The following is a 15942-nucleotide window of genomic DNA, read 5'->3' on the forward strand; positions in this document are numbered from 1 at the left end:
ACGGTCATTGTCATGCATGTCCGACTTGTTACTTTCGCCGCACCGTGCCTGAATCCAAGGTGAACGGAGTGTTGCAAGCGCCCATTCAAAGGCTGGGGTGGGGTGTGGCAGCGACTGCCCAGGCGCCCCTCCCGTGTCCGCCGTCCTCCCAGGCCGCAACGGGAACCGCAGCGACACGCCGTAAAGATCTAGGTAACGTTTCAGTAGCCGGGACGCCGAAGGGGCCGGGCTCCTCCGAACCCGACCCCTTCAATCACCCTCCGTGACCGCCGCGCGAGGCGGCGCGGCGGACGGCGGCCCGTCCTACGCCGACGGCAGCCAGCCCGTCTGCACCATCTGCCCGCTGCTGATCCGGCGCGACACGTACACCCCCCGGCCCGGCGGCAGCGGCTGCGGCTTGACCGTGCCGAGCAGCGCGCCCTCGTCCTTGTTGCCGGACAGGATCACGCCCTGGCCGCCCAGCTCCCGCATCCGCTGCATCACCGGCTCGTACAGCGAGCGTCCGGCGCCGCCCGCGCTGCGCGCGATGACCACCCGCAGGCCGATGTCGCGGGCGAACGGCAGGAACTCGGCCAGCGGCGCCAGCGGGTTGCCCGAGCCGGTCGCCACCAGCTCGTAGTCGTCCACGATCACGAACATGTCCTTGCCGCTGTACCAGCTGCGGTTGCGCAGCTGCTCGGCGGTCACGTCCGGGCCCGGCAGACGGCGTGCGCAGGCCCCGCGCAGCATCTCCACGATGCTGGTCATGGCCGGCTGCGCCGCCGCGTACTCCACCAGGTACTCCGGTGGCACCGCGCCGAGCAGCGCCCGCCGGTAGTCGCCGACCACGATGCCGGCCTGCTCCGGGGTGTACCGCTCGGTGATCTGCTTGACCAGCATCCGCAGCAGCGCGGACTTACCGGACTCGGTGTCGCCGAAGACGATGAACAGCGGATCGGTCTCGAAGTTGACGAACGCCGGCGCCAGCTCCACCTCGTCCACGCCGAACGCGATCCCGCGCTCCGGGTGCTCGAAGCCCTTCGGCAGCGAGAAGCCGTCCAGCACCGTCGGCAGCATCCGGACCTGCGGCGCGCGCGGGCCGGTCCAGGCCGCGTTGACCGCGGCGACCAGGCCGGCCACCCCCTCCTGGAGGTCGTCCACGGTGTGCGAGCCGTCCAGCCGCGGCAGACCGGACAGGAAGTGCAGCTTGCCCGCGGTCACCCCGCGCCCCGGGACGGCCGGCACGTTCTGCGCCACCCGGCGGTCCACCTCGGACTCCATCGCGTCACCGAGCTTCAGCTCGGTCCGGTTCTGCAGCAGGTCCTTCAGGGCCGGGCGGACCTCGGCGTAGCGGGCCGCCGTGACGATCAGGTGGACGCCGTACCCGAGACCGCGCTGGGCGATGTCCCCGATCACCGGCTCCAGCATCTCGAACTCCTGCTTGAAGGTGTTCCAGCCGTCGATCACCAGGAAGACGTCGCCGAACCGCTCGTCCGGCAGCTGCCCGCCGGCCCGGCGGACGCGGTAGGTCGCGATGCCGTCGATCCCGGTCGCGCGGAACAGCTCCTCGCGCCGGTTGAGCACCCCGTGCACCTCGCTGATCATCCGGCGGACCTTCTCGCCGTCCAGCCGCCCGGCCACCCCGCCGACGTGCGGCAGGTCCTGCAGCGTCTGGAAGCCGCCGCCGCCGAAGTCCAGCAGGTAGAACTGCGCCTCCAGCGGGGTGTGGGTGAGCGCGAACGCGGCCACCGTGGTCCGCACCACGGTCGACTTGCCCGAACGCGGACCACCCACGATCAGACCGTGGCCGGCCGCCCCCGCGTAGTCCTGGTGCAGCACCTCGCGCCGCTGGTCGCGCGGCTTGTCGACGATGCCGATCGGCACGTTCAGCCGGCCCAGCGCCCCGAACCCGGGCGAGGTCAGACCGCGCTCGGTGGTCGCCTGCAACGGCGGCAGCAGCTCGTCCACGCTCGGCGCCTCGTCCAGCGGCGGCAGCCACACCTGGTGGGCGGCCGGCCCCTGGCCCGCCATCCGCTGCACGAACACGTCCAGCACGGTGTCGACCAGCGCGTCGTCCTGCTCCTCGGTCTCCGGCTCCACCTCCCGCACCAGCGGCTCCGCCACCGGCACCTCGGCCGCGGTGAACCGCACCGGCTGCGCCGTCACCAGCCGGCCGCCGGTGGAGCGCTGCTGCCCCGGGGCGCGGTACGGCCCGGAGACGTACGCGGCCTTGAAGCGGTCCATCACATCGGTGCCGAACTTGAGGTAGCCCACCCCCGGCACCGGTGGCAGGTGGTACGCGTCCGGCACCCCGATCGCCGCCCGGGACTCCGCCGCCGAGAAGGTGCGCAGGCCGATCCGGTACGAGAGATAGGTGTCGAGGCCGCGCAGCTTGCCCTCCTCCAGCCGCTGCGAGGCGAGCAGCAGGTGCACACCCAGCGACCGGCCGATCCGGCCGATCTGGATGAACATGTCGATGAAGTCCGGCTTGGCGGTGAGCAGTTCGGAGAACTCGTCGATGATCAGGACCAGGGACGGCAGCGGGGCCAGCGCCGCGCCCGCCGCGCGGGCCCGCTCGTACTCGTTCAGGTTGGCGTAGTTGCCCGCCGAACGCAGCAGCTCCTGGCGGCGGTTCATCTCGCCCTCGATCGCGTCGCGCATGCGGTCGACCAGGGTGAGTTCGCCCTCCAGGTTGGTGATCACGGCCGAGGTGTGCGGCATGTCCGCCATGCCGGCGAAGGTCGCACCGCCCTTGAAGTCCGCGAGGACGAAGTTCAGCACCTCGGAGGAGTGCGACATCGCCAGGCCCAGCACCAGCGTCCGCAGCAGCTCCGACTTGCCGGAGCCGGTCGCGCCGACGCACAGGCCGTGCGGGCCCATGCCCTCCAGCGCGGCCTCCTTGATGTCCAGGTAGACGTGCTCGCCGCCGGCGCCGACCCCGATCGGTACCCGCAGCCGCTCGTGCTGCGCGCGCGGCCGCCAGCTGCGGGTCACGTCGAACGAGCCCGGGTCGCCAGAGTTCATCAGATCCGTGAAGTCCAGGTTGGACAGCAGCGGCTCGTCGTCGCCCCCGGCCGAGATCCGGTACGGCGCCAACTGCCGGGCCAGGGCCTCGGACTGCCAGGTCGAGAGGGTGTCCGGCCGGCCGGCGTACGTCGCACCCGAGACCGAGCGCAGCACCAGCTCCTCCGGCGTGACGGTGACGATCAGATGGCCGGTCGGCTCGTCCAGATCGCCCGGGACCACCTCGATGATGGTGACCCCGTGCACGCCCTCCGGGCCGGCCAGCAGCGAGTCGGGCGGTACCGAGGCGCCGTCCATCACGACGATGACGTGCGGCTGGTCCGGTGCCGGCGCGGCGTCGCGCACGAAGCGCTGACGGCCGGCCAGTTCGTCCTGGAGCAGGTCCTCCAGCTCACCGAGGCCGGTGGCGATCAGCCGCCGCGAGCCGGCCCCGTCGCCCTCCTTGCGGTGCTGGTTGTGCGGGAGCCACTTGGTCCACTCCCACTCCTCCACCGCGCCCGGCGCCGCGGCCACCGTCACCAGCAGGTCGTCCGGCGAGTGCAGGGTCGTCATCTGGGCGATCATCGCCCGGACGTTGCCGTACACGGTGTCCGGGTCGCCGCAGACCGTGATGTGGTAAAAGGCGCGCAGCGAGACCGCCAACGGCAGGTCCTGCAAGGTCCCGTGGGCCTTCAGGAAGGTGTGCATCGCGGCCGCGGAGAGCGGCTCCAGCTCGTCCATCGGCGCGGTCTGCGGCGCCACCAGCGGCGTGGACAGCTGCACCGGCCCCCGGCCGACCCTGATCTGCGCGAAGTCGGCGTCCCCGGTGCGGCGCTCCCACAGCCGGCGGCCGTCCGCGACGATCGACCAGAGCTGGTCCGGCTCCGGGTTCAGGAACAGCTGCGCGCCGCGCTGCCGTTCGGCGGTGCGGCGGACCTGGCGGCGCATCTGCTGCAGGTACTTGAGGTAGTCGCGCCGCTCGTCGGCGGTGGCCGTCGAACCGCCCTTGCGCGCCCGGACGATCTGCGCCAGCGCCATGCCGACCGTCGAGACGATCATCAGACCGCCCATGATCTTCATAGGGGCCTGCGCGCCGGGCGAGAAGAAGAACACCGCCGAACCGCCCATACCGAGCATCGGCAGAATGCTCATCACCCAGTCCTCGCCGCCCGCCCTGGGCAGTTCGGGCGGGCTGACCAGCTCCACCGGCTCGTCCGGCACCGCGGGCGGATAGGCCCGGGCGGGCCGCTTGACCGTGATCACGCTCATACGCACCCCACCGCACGGCCCAGAACGGTTCGCTCGTTCACTTCGGCATCAGCCCTCACGCAACTGGAAATACGTACGGGTGAGGGCGCCCCGTGTGACGCCGCCCCCGCTTCGCCGACCGCAGGCATCCGGGGAGGAGCGCGGCCCCTGTCCCCGTCGCCGTGCGCAGGGGCCGATCCTACTGGTCACCCCCGGGGCCCGTACCGGCCCTACCCCACCGGCCCTGAGCGGTACCGCGCACGAACGGAGCGGGTAGGGTAACGCCGCGCCAACTCGCGGCCGGAACGAGCCAGTTCCACCGGCCGGCGCCCGCGCAGCAGCCAGACCGACCGCCGCCCGAAGCCGCGGCACCGTCAACAAGGGGGAGCGCCCAGTGCGTCGAGCGATCGAGGGGTGCCCATGAGCACTTCCGCCACGACCGGATTCTGCCGGGTCACCGTCGTCGCCCCGAACAGCCGGATCGACGTCGCCCTGCCCGAGGACGTCCCGCTCGCGGACATCTACCCCGAGGTGCTGCGCCTCTCCGGCCAGACCCAGCCCGACGGCGTCCCGACCGGCTTCCACCTGGTCCGCCGCGACGGCACCGTGCTGGACAGCGGCCTGCCGCTCGCGGCCCAGCAGGTCCGCGACGGCGACCTGCTCAGCCTGCGCCCCTTCGCGGAGTCGCTGCCGCCGGCCGTCTACGACGACGTCGCCGACGCCATCGCCACCGCCGTCGAGGCCGACCGCCGCTTCTGGAGCCCCGAGCTGATGCGGGCCTTCGGCCTGATCGGCGCCGGTGTGCTGCTCGCCCTGCTCGGCTTCGCGCTCTGGTTCTCCGACCTGCGCCACGACATGCACGGCCTGCCCGGCGTCCTCTCCGGCGTCACCGCCGTGGTGCTCACCGCGCTCGCCGGCGTCCGCGCCCGGGTCTACCAGGACGCCTACGCCGCCCTCGCGCTCGGCCTCGGCGCCCTGCCGCACGCCATGATCGGCGGCAGCGGCGTCATCGCCGTCGCCCACCCGTGGGACGGCCCCGGCCGGCTCCAGTTCCTCACCGGCTGCGTCGCCGTCCTGGTGGTCGCCGTCCTGCTGGCCGGACTGCTGCCGGAGAAGGACGCGCTGTTCGTCGCCGCCGCCTTCCTGGCCGCCGCCGGTGCCCTGGCGACCTTCGCCGCCGTCCTGCTGCCCGGCACCCCGGCCGGCCACGTCGCCGCCGTCACCGGCGTGGCCGCCGTCGCCGTGATCGGCTTCCTGCCCGGTCTCTCCGCCCGCTTCGCCCGGCTGCCCGTCGGCTTCAGCGCCCCCGGCCAGACCCGCACCCGCAGCCGCGACTACGACGAGGAGGCCGGCCGCGCGGAGGCCGTCCAGTACGAGCGGATCGCCCACCAGGCCCGCCGCGGCCACGAGGTGCTGGTCGGCCTGGTCGGCGGCTGCGCCGCGGTGATCGTCGGCGCCTGCGCGGTGCTCGGCTTCACCGACGAGCTCTTCCCCCAGCTGCTGGCGCTGGCCCTCGGCCTCGCCACCATGCTGCGCGCCCGCCTGTTCCGCTACACCGCGCAGGTCTTCAGCCTCACCATCGCGGGCCTGCTCGGCCTGTCGCTGCTGATCATCGGGCTGTCGCTGCACACCTCGCTGTTCATCCTGAAGGCCGCCGGCTCCACCGACGTCGACCTGCGCACCATCTGGCTGGCCGCCTCGATCGCGGCCGGCGCCGCCCTGCTCACCGCCATCGCCCTGGTGGTGCCCCGGCTCGGCGTCTCACCCTTCTGGGGACGCATCCTGGACCTGGTCGACAGCCTCACCCTGATGGCCCTGGTGCCGCTCGCCCTGGCCGTCCTCGACATCTACCACCTGGTGCGCGGAGCGACCGGCTGACCGGCCGGGCGAACGGCACTGGTACGCTTGGCCTCCGAGCGCAGCCTTGTACCCGGCCCCAGGCCGGTGGCAGCAGGCGGCGCCCGCGTTACGACACCGAGTTCTTCAAGAGTCCTGTGCCGTAGACCAGGACCGCTCGGTATCACCTGTTAAGGAGTTGCAGTGGCTCTCGCCTCTGACGTCAAGAAGCAGATCATCGCCGAGTTCGGCCAGAAGGAGGGCGACACCGGCTCCCCCGAGGTTCAGGTGGCCATGCTCTCCCGCCGTATCTCGGACCTGACCGAGCACCTCAAGACCCACAAGCACGACCACCACTCGCGCCGCGGCCTGCTGATCCTGGTCGGCCAGCGTCGCCGCCTGCTGCAGTACCTGGCCAAGAAGGACATCGAGCGCTTCCGTACGCTCGTCGACCGCCTGGGCATCCGCCGCGGTGCCGCCGGTGGCGCCCGCTAAGACCGCCGCTCGGGGCGGCTCCCCACACCGGGGAGCCGCCCTTCGCGCGTATGCCGCGGGCCACGGCCCGTGGTCGGAGATAACAACTCGCGCCGACCTCCCCAGGTGGCCGAGGATTGCACCGTAGGGTTGTGGGCATGCCGGGTGATGGCGCCGACGAGCGCCACCCGAGCAGAGACCCGACCCCCCGCGGGCCGAAGGCTTCAAACGGAAGCCGCCCGCATCCGAGAGAGCGTCCAGACGCGGACCGCCCGTCCAGGCCTGGCAGCCGAGAGGCGCCGGTCCTCGGTAGTGGCCGCCGGAAGCCCCGCAGACCGAGCGGGGCCCACCGGAGGCTTCGATCGAAGACCGGCCCGGACTGTCCAGGGCCACCAGCGGGCCATGCGCGGGGACGCTCTCCCGGAGACGTACGAAAGAGGAGATCTTCCAGGTGGAAGAGAACGTGTTCTATGCCGAGGCCGTGATCGACAACGGTTCCTTCGGCACCCGTACCATCCGCTTCGAGACCGGCCGCCTGGCCCGTCAGGCCGCCGGCTCGGCCGTGGCCTACCTCGACGACGACACCATGGTGCTGTCGGCCACCAGCGCGTCGAAGCAGCCGAAGGAGCACTTCGACTTCTTCCCGCTGACCGTGGACGTCGAGGAGCGGATGTACGCCGCGGGCCGGATCCCCGGCTCGTTCTTCCGTCGTGAGGGCCGGCCCTCCGAGGACGCCATCCTCACCTGCCGCCTGATCGACCGCCCGCTGCGCCCGTCCTTCGTCAAGGGCCTGCGCAACGAGGTCCAGGTCGTCTGCACGATCATGGCGCTCAACCCGGACCACCTGTACGACGTGGTGGCCATCAACGCCGCCTCCGCCTCCACCCAGCTGGCGGGCCTGCCGTTCTCCGGCCCGATCGGTGGCGTCCGCGTCGCGCTGATCAAGGGCCAGTGGGTGGCCTTCCCGACCCACAGCGAGCTGGAGTCGGCCGTCTTCGACATGGTCGTCGCCGGTCGCGTCCTGCCGGACGGCGATGTCGCGATCATGATGGTCGAGGCCGAGGCCACCGACAAGACCATCAAGCTGGTCGAGGGCGGCGCCGAGGCGCCCACCGAGGACGTCGTCGCCGCCGGTCTGGACGCCGCCAAGCCGTTCATCAAGGTGCTCTGCGCCGCGCAGGCCCAGCTGGCCGCCCAGGCCGCCAAGCCGACCGGCGAGTTCCCGGTCTTCCTGGACTACCAGGACGACGTGCTCGCCGCGCTGACCTCCGCCGTGAAGGACGAGCTGGCCCAGGCCCTCACCATCCCGGGCAAGCAGGAGCGCAACAACGAGCTGGACCGCGTCAAGGCGCTGGCCGCCGAGAAGCTGCTGCCGGAGTTCGAGGGCCGCGAGAAGGAGATCAGCGCCGCCTACAACGCGCTGACCAAGAAGATCGTCCGCGAGCGCGTCATCAAGGACAAGATCCGCATCGACGGCCGCGGTGTCACCGACATCCGCACCCTGGCCGCCGAGGTCGAGGCCATCCCGCGCGTTCACGGCTCGGCCCTGTTCGAGCGCGGCGAGACCCAGATCCTGGGTGTCACCACGCTGAACATGCTGCGCATGGAGCAGCAGCTGGACACGCTCTCCCCGGAGACGCGTCGCCGCTACATGCACAACTACAACTTCCCGCCGTACTCGGTCGGCGAGACCGGCCGCGTGGGCTCGCCCAAGCGCCGCGAGATCGGCCACGGCGCGCTGGCGGAGCGGGCGATCCTGCCCGTGCTGCCGACCCGCGAGGAGTTCCCCTACGCGATCCGCCAGGTCTCCGAGGCGCTGAGCTCCAACGGCTCCACCTCGATGGGCTCGGTCTGCGCCTCGACCATGTCGCTGCTGAACGCCGGTGTGCCGCTGAAGGCCGCCGTCGCCGGTATCGCCATGGGCCTGATCTCGCAGGAGATCGACGGTGAGACCCACTACGTCGCGCTGACCGACATCCTGGGCGCCGAGGACGCGTACGGCGACATGGACTTCAAGGTCGCCGGTACCCGCAACTTCATCACCGCCCTGCAGCTGGACACCAAGCTCAACGGCATCCCGGCGTCGGTGCTGGCCGCCGCGCTGAAGCAGGCCAAGGACGCGCGTCTGCACATCCTCGACGTGATGAACGAGGCCATCGACGCGCCCGACGAGATGTCGCCGAACGCGCCGCGCATCATCACCATCAAGATCCCGGTGGACAAGATCGGTGAGGTCATCGGCCCCAAGGGCAAGATGATCAACCAGATCCAGGAGGACACCGGCGCGGACATCACCATCGAGGACGACGGCACCATCTACATCGGTGCGGTCGACGGTCCCTCGGCGGAGGCTGCCCGTACGACGATCAACCAGATCGCCAACCCGACCATGCCGGAGGTCGGCGAGCGCTACCTGGGCACCGTGGTCAAGACCACGACGTTCGGCGCGTTCGTCTCGCTCATGCCGGGCAAGGACGGCCTGCTGCACATCTCGCAGATCCGCAAGCTCGCCGGTGGCAAGCGAGTGGAGAACGTCGAGGACGTGCTCGGCGTCGGCGCCAAGGTCCAGGTCGAGATCGCCGAGATCGACCCGCGCGGCAAGCTCTCCCTGATCCCGGTGGTCGAGGGCGAAGAGGACGGCGAGGCCGCTTCCGAGTGAAGCGCCGCTAGTTGACCCCGCGGCCCGCACGCCACGTCGGCGTGCGGGCCGCACCCTGTTGTTGCACATGCTTTCTACGGAGGTACACCCCGTGGCTCAGGCCTCGGCGGCGAAGCAGCGCCCCGGCACCACCCGGACCCTGCTCAAGGGCGTGGACGGCGCCGGCACGGTGCGCCGCACCGTCCTCCCCGGCGGCCTGCGGGTCGTCACCGAAACCCTGCCGACGGTGCGCTCCGCGACCTTCGGTATCTGGGTCGGCGTCGGTTCGCGGGACGAGACCCCGCAGCTCAACGGCGCCACCCACTACCTGGAGCACCTGCTCTTCAAGGGCACCGAGCGGCGCAGCGCGCTGGACATCTCGGCGGCCCTGGACGCGGTCGGCGGCGAGATGAACGCCTTCACCGCGAAGGAGAACACCTGCTACTACGCCCGGGTCCTGGACACCGACCTGCCGCTGGCCATCGACGTGGTCTGCGACATGCTCACCGGTTCGCTGATCCGCCCGGAGGACGTGGAGGCCGAGCGCGGCGTCATCCTCGAGGAGATGGCGATGGCCGAGGACGACCCGGGCGACGTGGTGCACGACCTCTTCGCCAAGGTGATCTTCGGCGACGGCCCGCTGGGCCGCCCGATCCTCGGCACCCAGGAGACCGTCCGGGGGCTGACCCGCGACCAGATCGCCGGCTTCTTCCAGCGCCGCTACCGGCCCGAGCAGCTGGTGGTCTCCGCGGCCGGCAACCTGGACCACCGCAAGGTGGTCCGGCAGGTCGAGCGGGCCTTCGCGCCGATGCTGGCCCGCTCCACGGCCGCGCCCGCCGAGGCCCGGCGCGGGGTCAAGGCGCTGCGGACGGCCGGCCGGATCGAGGTGCTCAACCGCAGCACCGAGCAGGCCCATCTGGTGCTGGGCGTGCCCGGGGTGCCCCGGCACGACGAGCGCCGCTGGGCGATGGGCGTGCTCAACGCGGCCCTCGGCGGCGGGATGAGCTCGCGGCTGTTCCAGGAGGTCCGGGAGAAGCGCGGCCTGGCGTACTCGGTGTACTCGTACTCCTCGTCGTACGCGGACAGCGGCCTGTTCGGCATCTACGCGGGCTGCCAGCCCAAGCGGGTCGAGGAGGTGCTGCGGATCTGCCGCGAGGAGCTCGCCAAGGTGGTCGCCGAGGGCATCACCGAGGAGGAGCTGCAGCGGGCGATCGGGCAGATCTCCGGTTCCACCGTGCTCGGCATGGAGGACACCGGCTCGCTGATGAACCGGATCGGCAAGGCCGAGCTGAGCTACGGCCACCATCTGTCGGTGGACGACATACTGGCGAAGATCGCGGCCGTGACCCTGGACGACGTCCACGCGGTGGCCCGTGATGTGCTGGGCGCGTACCGGCCGTCGCTGGCGCTGATCGGCCCGGTCAGCGACAAGCGGGCCGCCCGGCTCGCCGACCTGCTGGTCTGACCGGCGCCGCCGGTCGTGTTGCTCTTGCTGGTCCCACTGGTCTGAAGGGAAGTTCGTCATGACGCTGCGTGTCGCCGTGATCGGTGCCAGGGGCCGGATCGGCTCGGAGGCCGTCAAGGCCGTCGAGGCCGCCCCGGACATGGAACTGGTCGCCACCCTCGGCCGGGAGTCGAAGCTCTCCGAGCTCACCGACGCCGGTGCGCAGGCCGTGGTCGAGCTGACCCACCCCGACTCGGTGATGGGCAATCTCGACTACTGCCTGCACCACGGCATCCACGTGGTCACCGGCACCACCGGCTGGACGGACGAGCGGCTGGCCACCGTCCGCGGCTGGCTGGACGAGGCACCGGAGCTGGGCCTGCTGATCGCACCGAACTTCTCCATCGGCGCGGTGCTCGGCATGAAGTTCGCCCAGACGGCCGCCAAGTACTTCGAGTCGGTCGAGGTGGTCGAGCTGCACCACGACCGCAAGGCCGACGCGCCCAGCGGCACCGCCACCCGCACCGCCCAGCTGATCGCGGCCGCCCGGGCCGAGGCGGGCCGGCCGCGCCAGCAGGACCCGACCACCCACAGCCTGCCGGGCGCCCGCGGCGCCGACGTGGACGGGGTGCCGGTGCACGCCGTCCGGCTGCGCGGGCTGCTCGCCCACCAGCAGGTGATGTTCGGCGACACCGGCGAGACCCTCACCATCCGGCACGACTCGCTGCACCACAGCAGCTTCATGCCGGGCATCCTGCTCGGGGTGCGCAAGGTGGTGGAGACGCCGGGGCTCACCCTCGGCCTCGAACACTTCCTGGACCTGTGACCGTGATCACCGCTTGGAGCGCCGCATGACCTCGCGTACCGGCTTCTTCGTGCTCGCCGCCGTGCTGCTGCTGGTCGCCCTGATCTGCGTCGGCGAGGGTCTGCAGCTGATCGCCACCGGCAAGCCGCTCGGCATCGGCATCGGGCTCTGCGCCTTCGTCATCCCGCTGATCGGTGTCTGGTTCCTGCGGCAGACCGTCCGCTTCGGCCGGGCCAGTGAGCGGCTCGCCCGGGAGCTGGAGGCCGAGGGCGGCCTGCCGGTGGACGAGCTGCGGCGCACGGCCGGGGGACGGATCGACCGGGCCTCGGCCGACGAGGTGTTCACCCGCCGCCAGGCGGAGGCGGAGGCGGCGCCCGGCGACTGGCGGGTCTGGTTCCGCCTCGCCGTGGCGTACGCCGACGCCGGCGACACCCCGCGCGCCCGCAAGACGATGGCGCACGCCATCCGGCTTCACGGCGCGGCCAGTGCGCCGATCCCCGCGGGCTAGGCTGTCGGCCGGCACGTACCCGAACTCTGGAGGATTCTCGCGTGAGCGACGAAGTGGGCACCGCCCCGCAGTTCCGCAGCGACGTCACGGTGGAACTGGTCCGCAGCGCCGCCGCCGACTCGGACGTCATCTGGGCGGCGCGGGTCTCGACGGCGGGGGAGCAGTCCCTGGAGGCGCTGCAGCAGGACCCGGAGAAGTCCACGGGTCTGATCAACTACCTGATGCGGGACCGGCACGGCACGCCGTTCGAGCACAACTCGATGACCTTCTTCATCAGCGCGCCGATCTTCGTCTTCCGGGAGTTTCACCGCCACCGCAGCGGCTGGTCGTACAACGAGGAGTCCGGCCGCTACCGCGAGCTGCAGCCGGTCTTCTACGTGCCGGGCGAGGAACGCAGGCTGGTCCAGCAGGGCCGGCCGGGCCGCTACGAGTTCGTCGAGGGCACCCCGGAGCAGCACCGGACCGTCACCGGGGCGATGGAGGCGGCGTACCGCGAGGCGTACCGCCGCTACCAGGAGATGCTGGCGGCCGGCGTCGCCCGCGAGGTGGCCCGGGCGGTGCTGCCGGTCGGTCTGTTCTCGTCGATGTACGCGACCTGCAACGCCCGCTCGCTGATGCACTTCCTGTCGCTGCGGACGAAGAAGGAGAACGCCAGCGTGCCGTCCTTCCCGCAGCGCGAGATCGAGATGGTCGCCGAGCGGATGGAGGAGCAGTGGGCACGGCTCATGCCGCTCACCCATGCGGCCTTTGAGAAGCACGGCCGAGTCGCCCCCTGAGCTGGGACGACAGGCATATGGACGGCTTGTCCAGAATGTCTGGATTGCGGCTTTTCTAGCCGCTCCCTACGCTCGTGACACGGATTCCGGTGCTGCTTGAACCCCCGAGCATGCAGCACCGGGATCCCATTCTCCCGCCGCCCTGAGTGCTACACCTGTCCGAACCCTGGACCGGCATGGGTACCGCCCCACCGCCTACGAGTAGCTTTGGACGCATGGCTCCGACCTCCACCCCCCAGACGCCTTTCGGCCGGGTCCTGACCGCGATGGTGACTCCGTTCACCGCCGACGGCGGTCTCGACCTCGACGGCGCCCAGCGCCTCGCCGCGCACCTCGTCGACTCCGGCAACGACGGACTCGTCGTCAACGGCACCACCGGTGAGTCCCCGACCACCAGCGACGCCGAGAAGGCCCAGCTCGTCCGCGCCGTGGTGGAGGCCGTGGGGGACCGGGCCCACGTGGTGGCCGGTGTCGGCACCAACGACACCCACCACAGCGCGGAGCTGGCCCGCCAGGCCGAGGCCGCCGGAGCGCACGGCCTGCTGGTCGTCACGCCGTACTACAGCAAGCCCCCGCAGGAGGGTCTGTACCGGCACACCACGCACATCGCCGACGCCACCGGCCTGCCGGTCATGCTCTACGACATCCCCGGCCGCAGCGGCGTCGCGCTCGCCCACGAGACGCTGGTCCGGCTCGGTGAGCACCCGCGGATCGTCGCCAACAAGGACGCCAAGGGCGACCTCGGCGCCGCTGCCTGGGCCATCGCCCGTTCCGACCTTGCCTGGTACTCCGGGGACGACGTCCTCAACCTGCCGCTGCTGTCCGTCGGAGCCGTCGGTGTGGTCAGCGTGGTCGGGCATGTCGTCGCCGGCGAGCTGCGCAGCATGATCGAGGCCTTCCTGGGCGGCGATGTGGCCAAGGCCACGGCGATCCACCAGGGCCTGCTCCCGGTCTTCAGCGGTATGTTCCGCACGCAGGGTGTCATCCTCACCAAGGCCGCGCTGGAGCTCCAGGGCCTGCCGGCCGGGCCGCTGCGGCTGCCGCTGGTGGGGGCGACCGCCGAGGAGATCGTGCGATTGAAGAAGGATCTCGCCGCCGGCGGGGTACACCTGTAACAGACACAGACGTGCGCGCCCCGGCTCGCCGGACCTCTCGGGGTCTGCCGCTGAACCGGACGAAGGCGTGAGAGCACCGACCCAGTAGGAAACCGACACTGAGTACACACGCCATATGTCTCCAGGGGGAGGACCCCGGGCATATGGCGTGCGTCGTGAGGAGAGTCTTTTGAGCCACCCGCACCCCGAACTCGGCGCGCCCCCCGCACTCAAGGAGGGCGCCCTCCGCATCACTCCGCTCGGCGGCCTCGGCGAGATCGGCCGCAACATGACGGTCTTCGAATACGGGGACCGCATTCTCATCGTCGACTGCGGTGTCCTCTTCCCCGAGGACGAGCAGCCCGGCGTCGACCTGATCCTGCCGGACTTCAGCTACATCCGGGACCGTCTCGACAAGATCGACGGCATCGTCCTGACCCACGGGCACGAGGACCACATCGGTGCCGTCCCGTTCCTGCTCCGGGAGAACCCGGACATCCCGCTGATCGGTTCGAAGCTGACCCTCGCCCTGATCGAGGCCAAGCTCACCGAGCACCGCATCCGGCCGTACGTGCTGGAGGTGAAGGAGGGCCAGCGCGAGCGCATCGGCCCGTTCGACTGCGAGTTCATCGCGGTCAACCACTCCATCCCGGACGCGCTGGCCGTCGCCGTGCGGACGCCGGCCGGCATGGTCGTCGCCACCGGTGACTTCAAGATGGACCAGCTGCCGCTCGACGGCCGCCTCACCGACCTGCCAACCTTCGCCAAGCTGGCCGAGGAGGGCATGGACCTGCTGCTGGTGGACTCCACCAACGCCGAGGTCCCCGGCTTCATCCCGCACGAGCGCGACATCTCGGTCGCGCTGCGAAACGTTTTCGCGAACGCGGACAAGCGCATCATCGTCGCCTCCTTCGCCAGCCACGTGCACCGCATCCAGCAGGTGCTGGACGCCGCGCACGAGTACAAGCGCAAGGTGGCCTTCGTCGGCCGCTCGATGGTCCGCAACATGGGCATCGCGCGGGAGCTCGGTTACCTGAAGGTGCCGGGCAACCTGATCGTCGACGTGAAGACCCTGGACGACCTGCCGGACAAGGAGGTCGTGCTGGTGTGCACCGGCTCGCAGGGCGAGCCGATGGCCGCGCTGTCCCGGATGGCCAACCGCGACCACCAGATCCGCATCGTCGAGGGCGACACCGTCGTCCTGGCCTCGTCGCTGATCCCGGGCAACGAGAACGCCGTGTACCGGGTGATCAACGGCCTGACCCGCTGGGGCGCCAAGGTCGTGCACAAGGGCAACGCCAAGGTGCACGTCTCGGGCCACGCCTCGGCCGGCGAGCTGCTGTACTTCTTCAACATCTGCAAGCCGCGGAACCTGATGCCGGTCCACGGCGAATGGCGCCACCTGCGGGCCGCGGCCGACCTCGGCATGGCGACCGGTGTGCCGCGCAACCGCACGGTCATCGCCGAGGACGGTGTCTGCGTCGACCTGGAGGGCGGCGTCGCCCGGATCGTCGGCAAGGTGCAGGCCGGCTACGTCTACGTGGACGGTTCCTCGGTCGGTGACATCACCGAGGCCTCGCTCAAGGACCGCAGGATCCTCGGCGAGGAGGGCTTCATCTCCGTCTTCGTGGTGGTCGACTCCGCCAACGGCAAGATGGTGAGCGGCCCGACCATCCAGGCCCGCGGCTCCGGTATCGACGACAACGCGTTCGGCCCGGTCGTCGCCAAGCTCCAGGAGGCCCTGGAGCGTTCGGCCGGCGACGGCGTCCTGGAGGTCCGCCAGGTCCAGCAGCTGGTCCGCCGGACCATCGGCAAGTGGGTGGCGGACAACTACCGCCGCCGGCCGATGATCCTGCCGGTCGTGGTCGAGGTCTGACCCCTCCACTGCCCGGTTTGACGTGGGGCGGCCCGGTGCGTAACGTTCTCCGGGTTGCCCCACGGGACGGCCGGAAGCTTTCGAATGGAATTCGGGAGCGGAAAGTGGCCCGAGAAACTCTGATAGAGTTCGGGAGCGCCGAAAGGCGAAAGCCAATCAGATAAACGAAACTCCGGAAAACGGAGCGGAAAACATCTGATAAGCTGAGAACACGAAAGAACGAAGCGCCCGGAGGGCCCGCTGGAAGGCGGCCTGAAGGAA

At 70.9% G+C, this 15942-nt stretch carries 10 protein-coding genes; 9 read left to right on the top strand and 1 reads right to left on the bottom strand.

From position 1 onward, the window contains the following. Window positions 1-303: 303 nt before the first annotated feature. Window positions 304-4251 carry a type VII secretion protein EccCa gene (gene eccCa / locus ACIP82_RS34145; RefSeq protein ID WP_400659115.1) on the bottom strand — a complete coding sequence of 1316 codons (3948 nt, stop codon included), beginning with the start codon at window positions 4249-4251 and terminating at the stop codon, window positions 304-306. A gap of 399 nt (window positions 4252-4650) precedes the next feature. On the opposite strand from eccCa, the gene eccD reads away from it, so the two are divergent. The 9 genes from eccD (at window position 4651) to ACIP82_RS34190 (ending at window position 15681) form a co-directional block, all read left to right on the top strand. Then, a complete protein-coding gene (gene eccD, locus ACIP82_RS34150; RefSeq protein ID WP_400659117.1) occupies window positions 4651-6108 on the top strand; it encodes a type VII secretion integral membrane protein EccD in 1458 nt (485 codons plus the stop codon). A 162-nt stretch (window positions 6109-6270) separates the two neighbouring features. Continuing rightward, window positions 6271-6561, top strand: a complete 291-nt coding sequence (rpsO, locus tag ACIP82_RS34155) for a 30S ribosomal protein S15 (RefSeq protein ID WP_196952393.1) — start codon at window positions 6271-6273, stop codon at window positions 6559-6561. Between the two features lie 430 nt (window positions 6562-6991). After that, on the top strand, window positions 6992-9199 hold the full coding sequence (locus tag ACIP82_RS34160) for a polyribonucleotide nucleotidyltransferase (RefSeq protein ID WP_363611222.1): 2208 nt from the start codon (window positions 6992-6994) through the stop codon (window positions 9197-9199). A gap of 67 nt (window positions 9200-9266) precedes the next feature. Beyond that, window positions 9267-10643: a M16 family metallopeptidase gene (locus ACIP82_RS34165; RefSeq protein ID WP_400659120.1), complete on the top strand. Its 1377-nt coding sequence runs from the start codon at window positions 9267-9269 to the stop codon at window positions 10641-10643. Window positions 10644-10701: 58 nt separating this feature from the next. After that, complete coding sequence (gene dapB, locus ACIP82_RS34170; protein WP_363611226.1) at window positions 10702-11448, top strand: 4-hydroxy-tetrahydrodipicolinate reductase; 747 nt, start codon at window positions 10702-10704, stop codon at window positions 11446-11448. 25 nt (window positions 11449-11473) lie between these two features. After that, window positions 11474-11935: a hypothetical protein gene (locus tag ACIP82_RS34175; RefSeq protein ID WP_400659123.1), complete on the top strand. Its 462-nt coding sequence runs from the start codon at window positions 11474-11476 to the stop codon at window positions 11933-11935. A gap of 41 nt (window positions 11936-11976) precedes the next feature. Then, complete coding sequence (gene thyX, locus ACIP82_RS34180; RefSeq protein ID WP_400659125.1) at window positions 11977-12711, top strand: FAD-dependent thymidylate synthase; 735 nt, start codon at window positions 11977-11979, stop codon at window positions 12709-12711. A 215-nt stretch (window positions 12712-12926) separates the two neighbouring features. Beyond that, complete coding sequence (dapA, locus tag ACIP82_RS34185) at window positions 12927-13826, top strand: 4-hydroxy-tetrahydrodipicolinate synthase (protein ID WP_400659127.1); 900 nt, start codon at window positions 12927-12929, stop codon at window positions 13824-13826. Window positions 13827-13995: 169 nt separating this feature from the next. Continuing rightward, window positions 13996-15681, top strand: coding sequence for a ribonuclease J (locus tag ACIP82_RS34190; protein WP_363611234.1), 1686 nt, complete (start codon window positions 13996-13998; stop codon window positions 15679-15681). Window positions 15682-15942 lie beyond the last annotated feature (261 nt).

Origin of the sequence: Kitasatospora sp. NPDC088548, assembly GCF_044753005.1 — a bacterium.
GTDB lineage: Bacteria > Actinomycetota > Actinomycetes > Streptomycetales > Streptomycetaceae > Kitasatospora.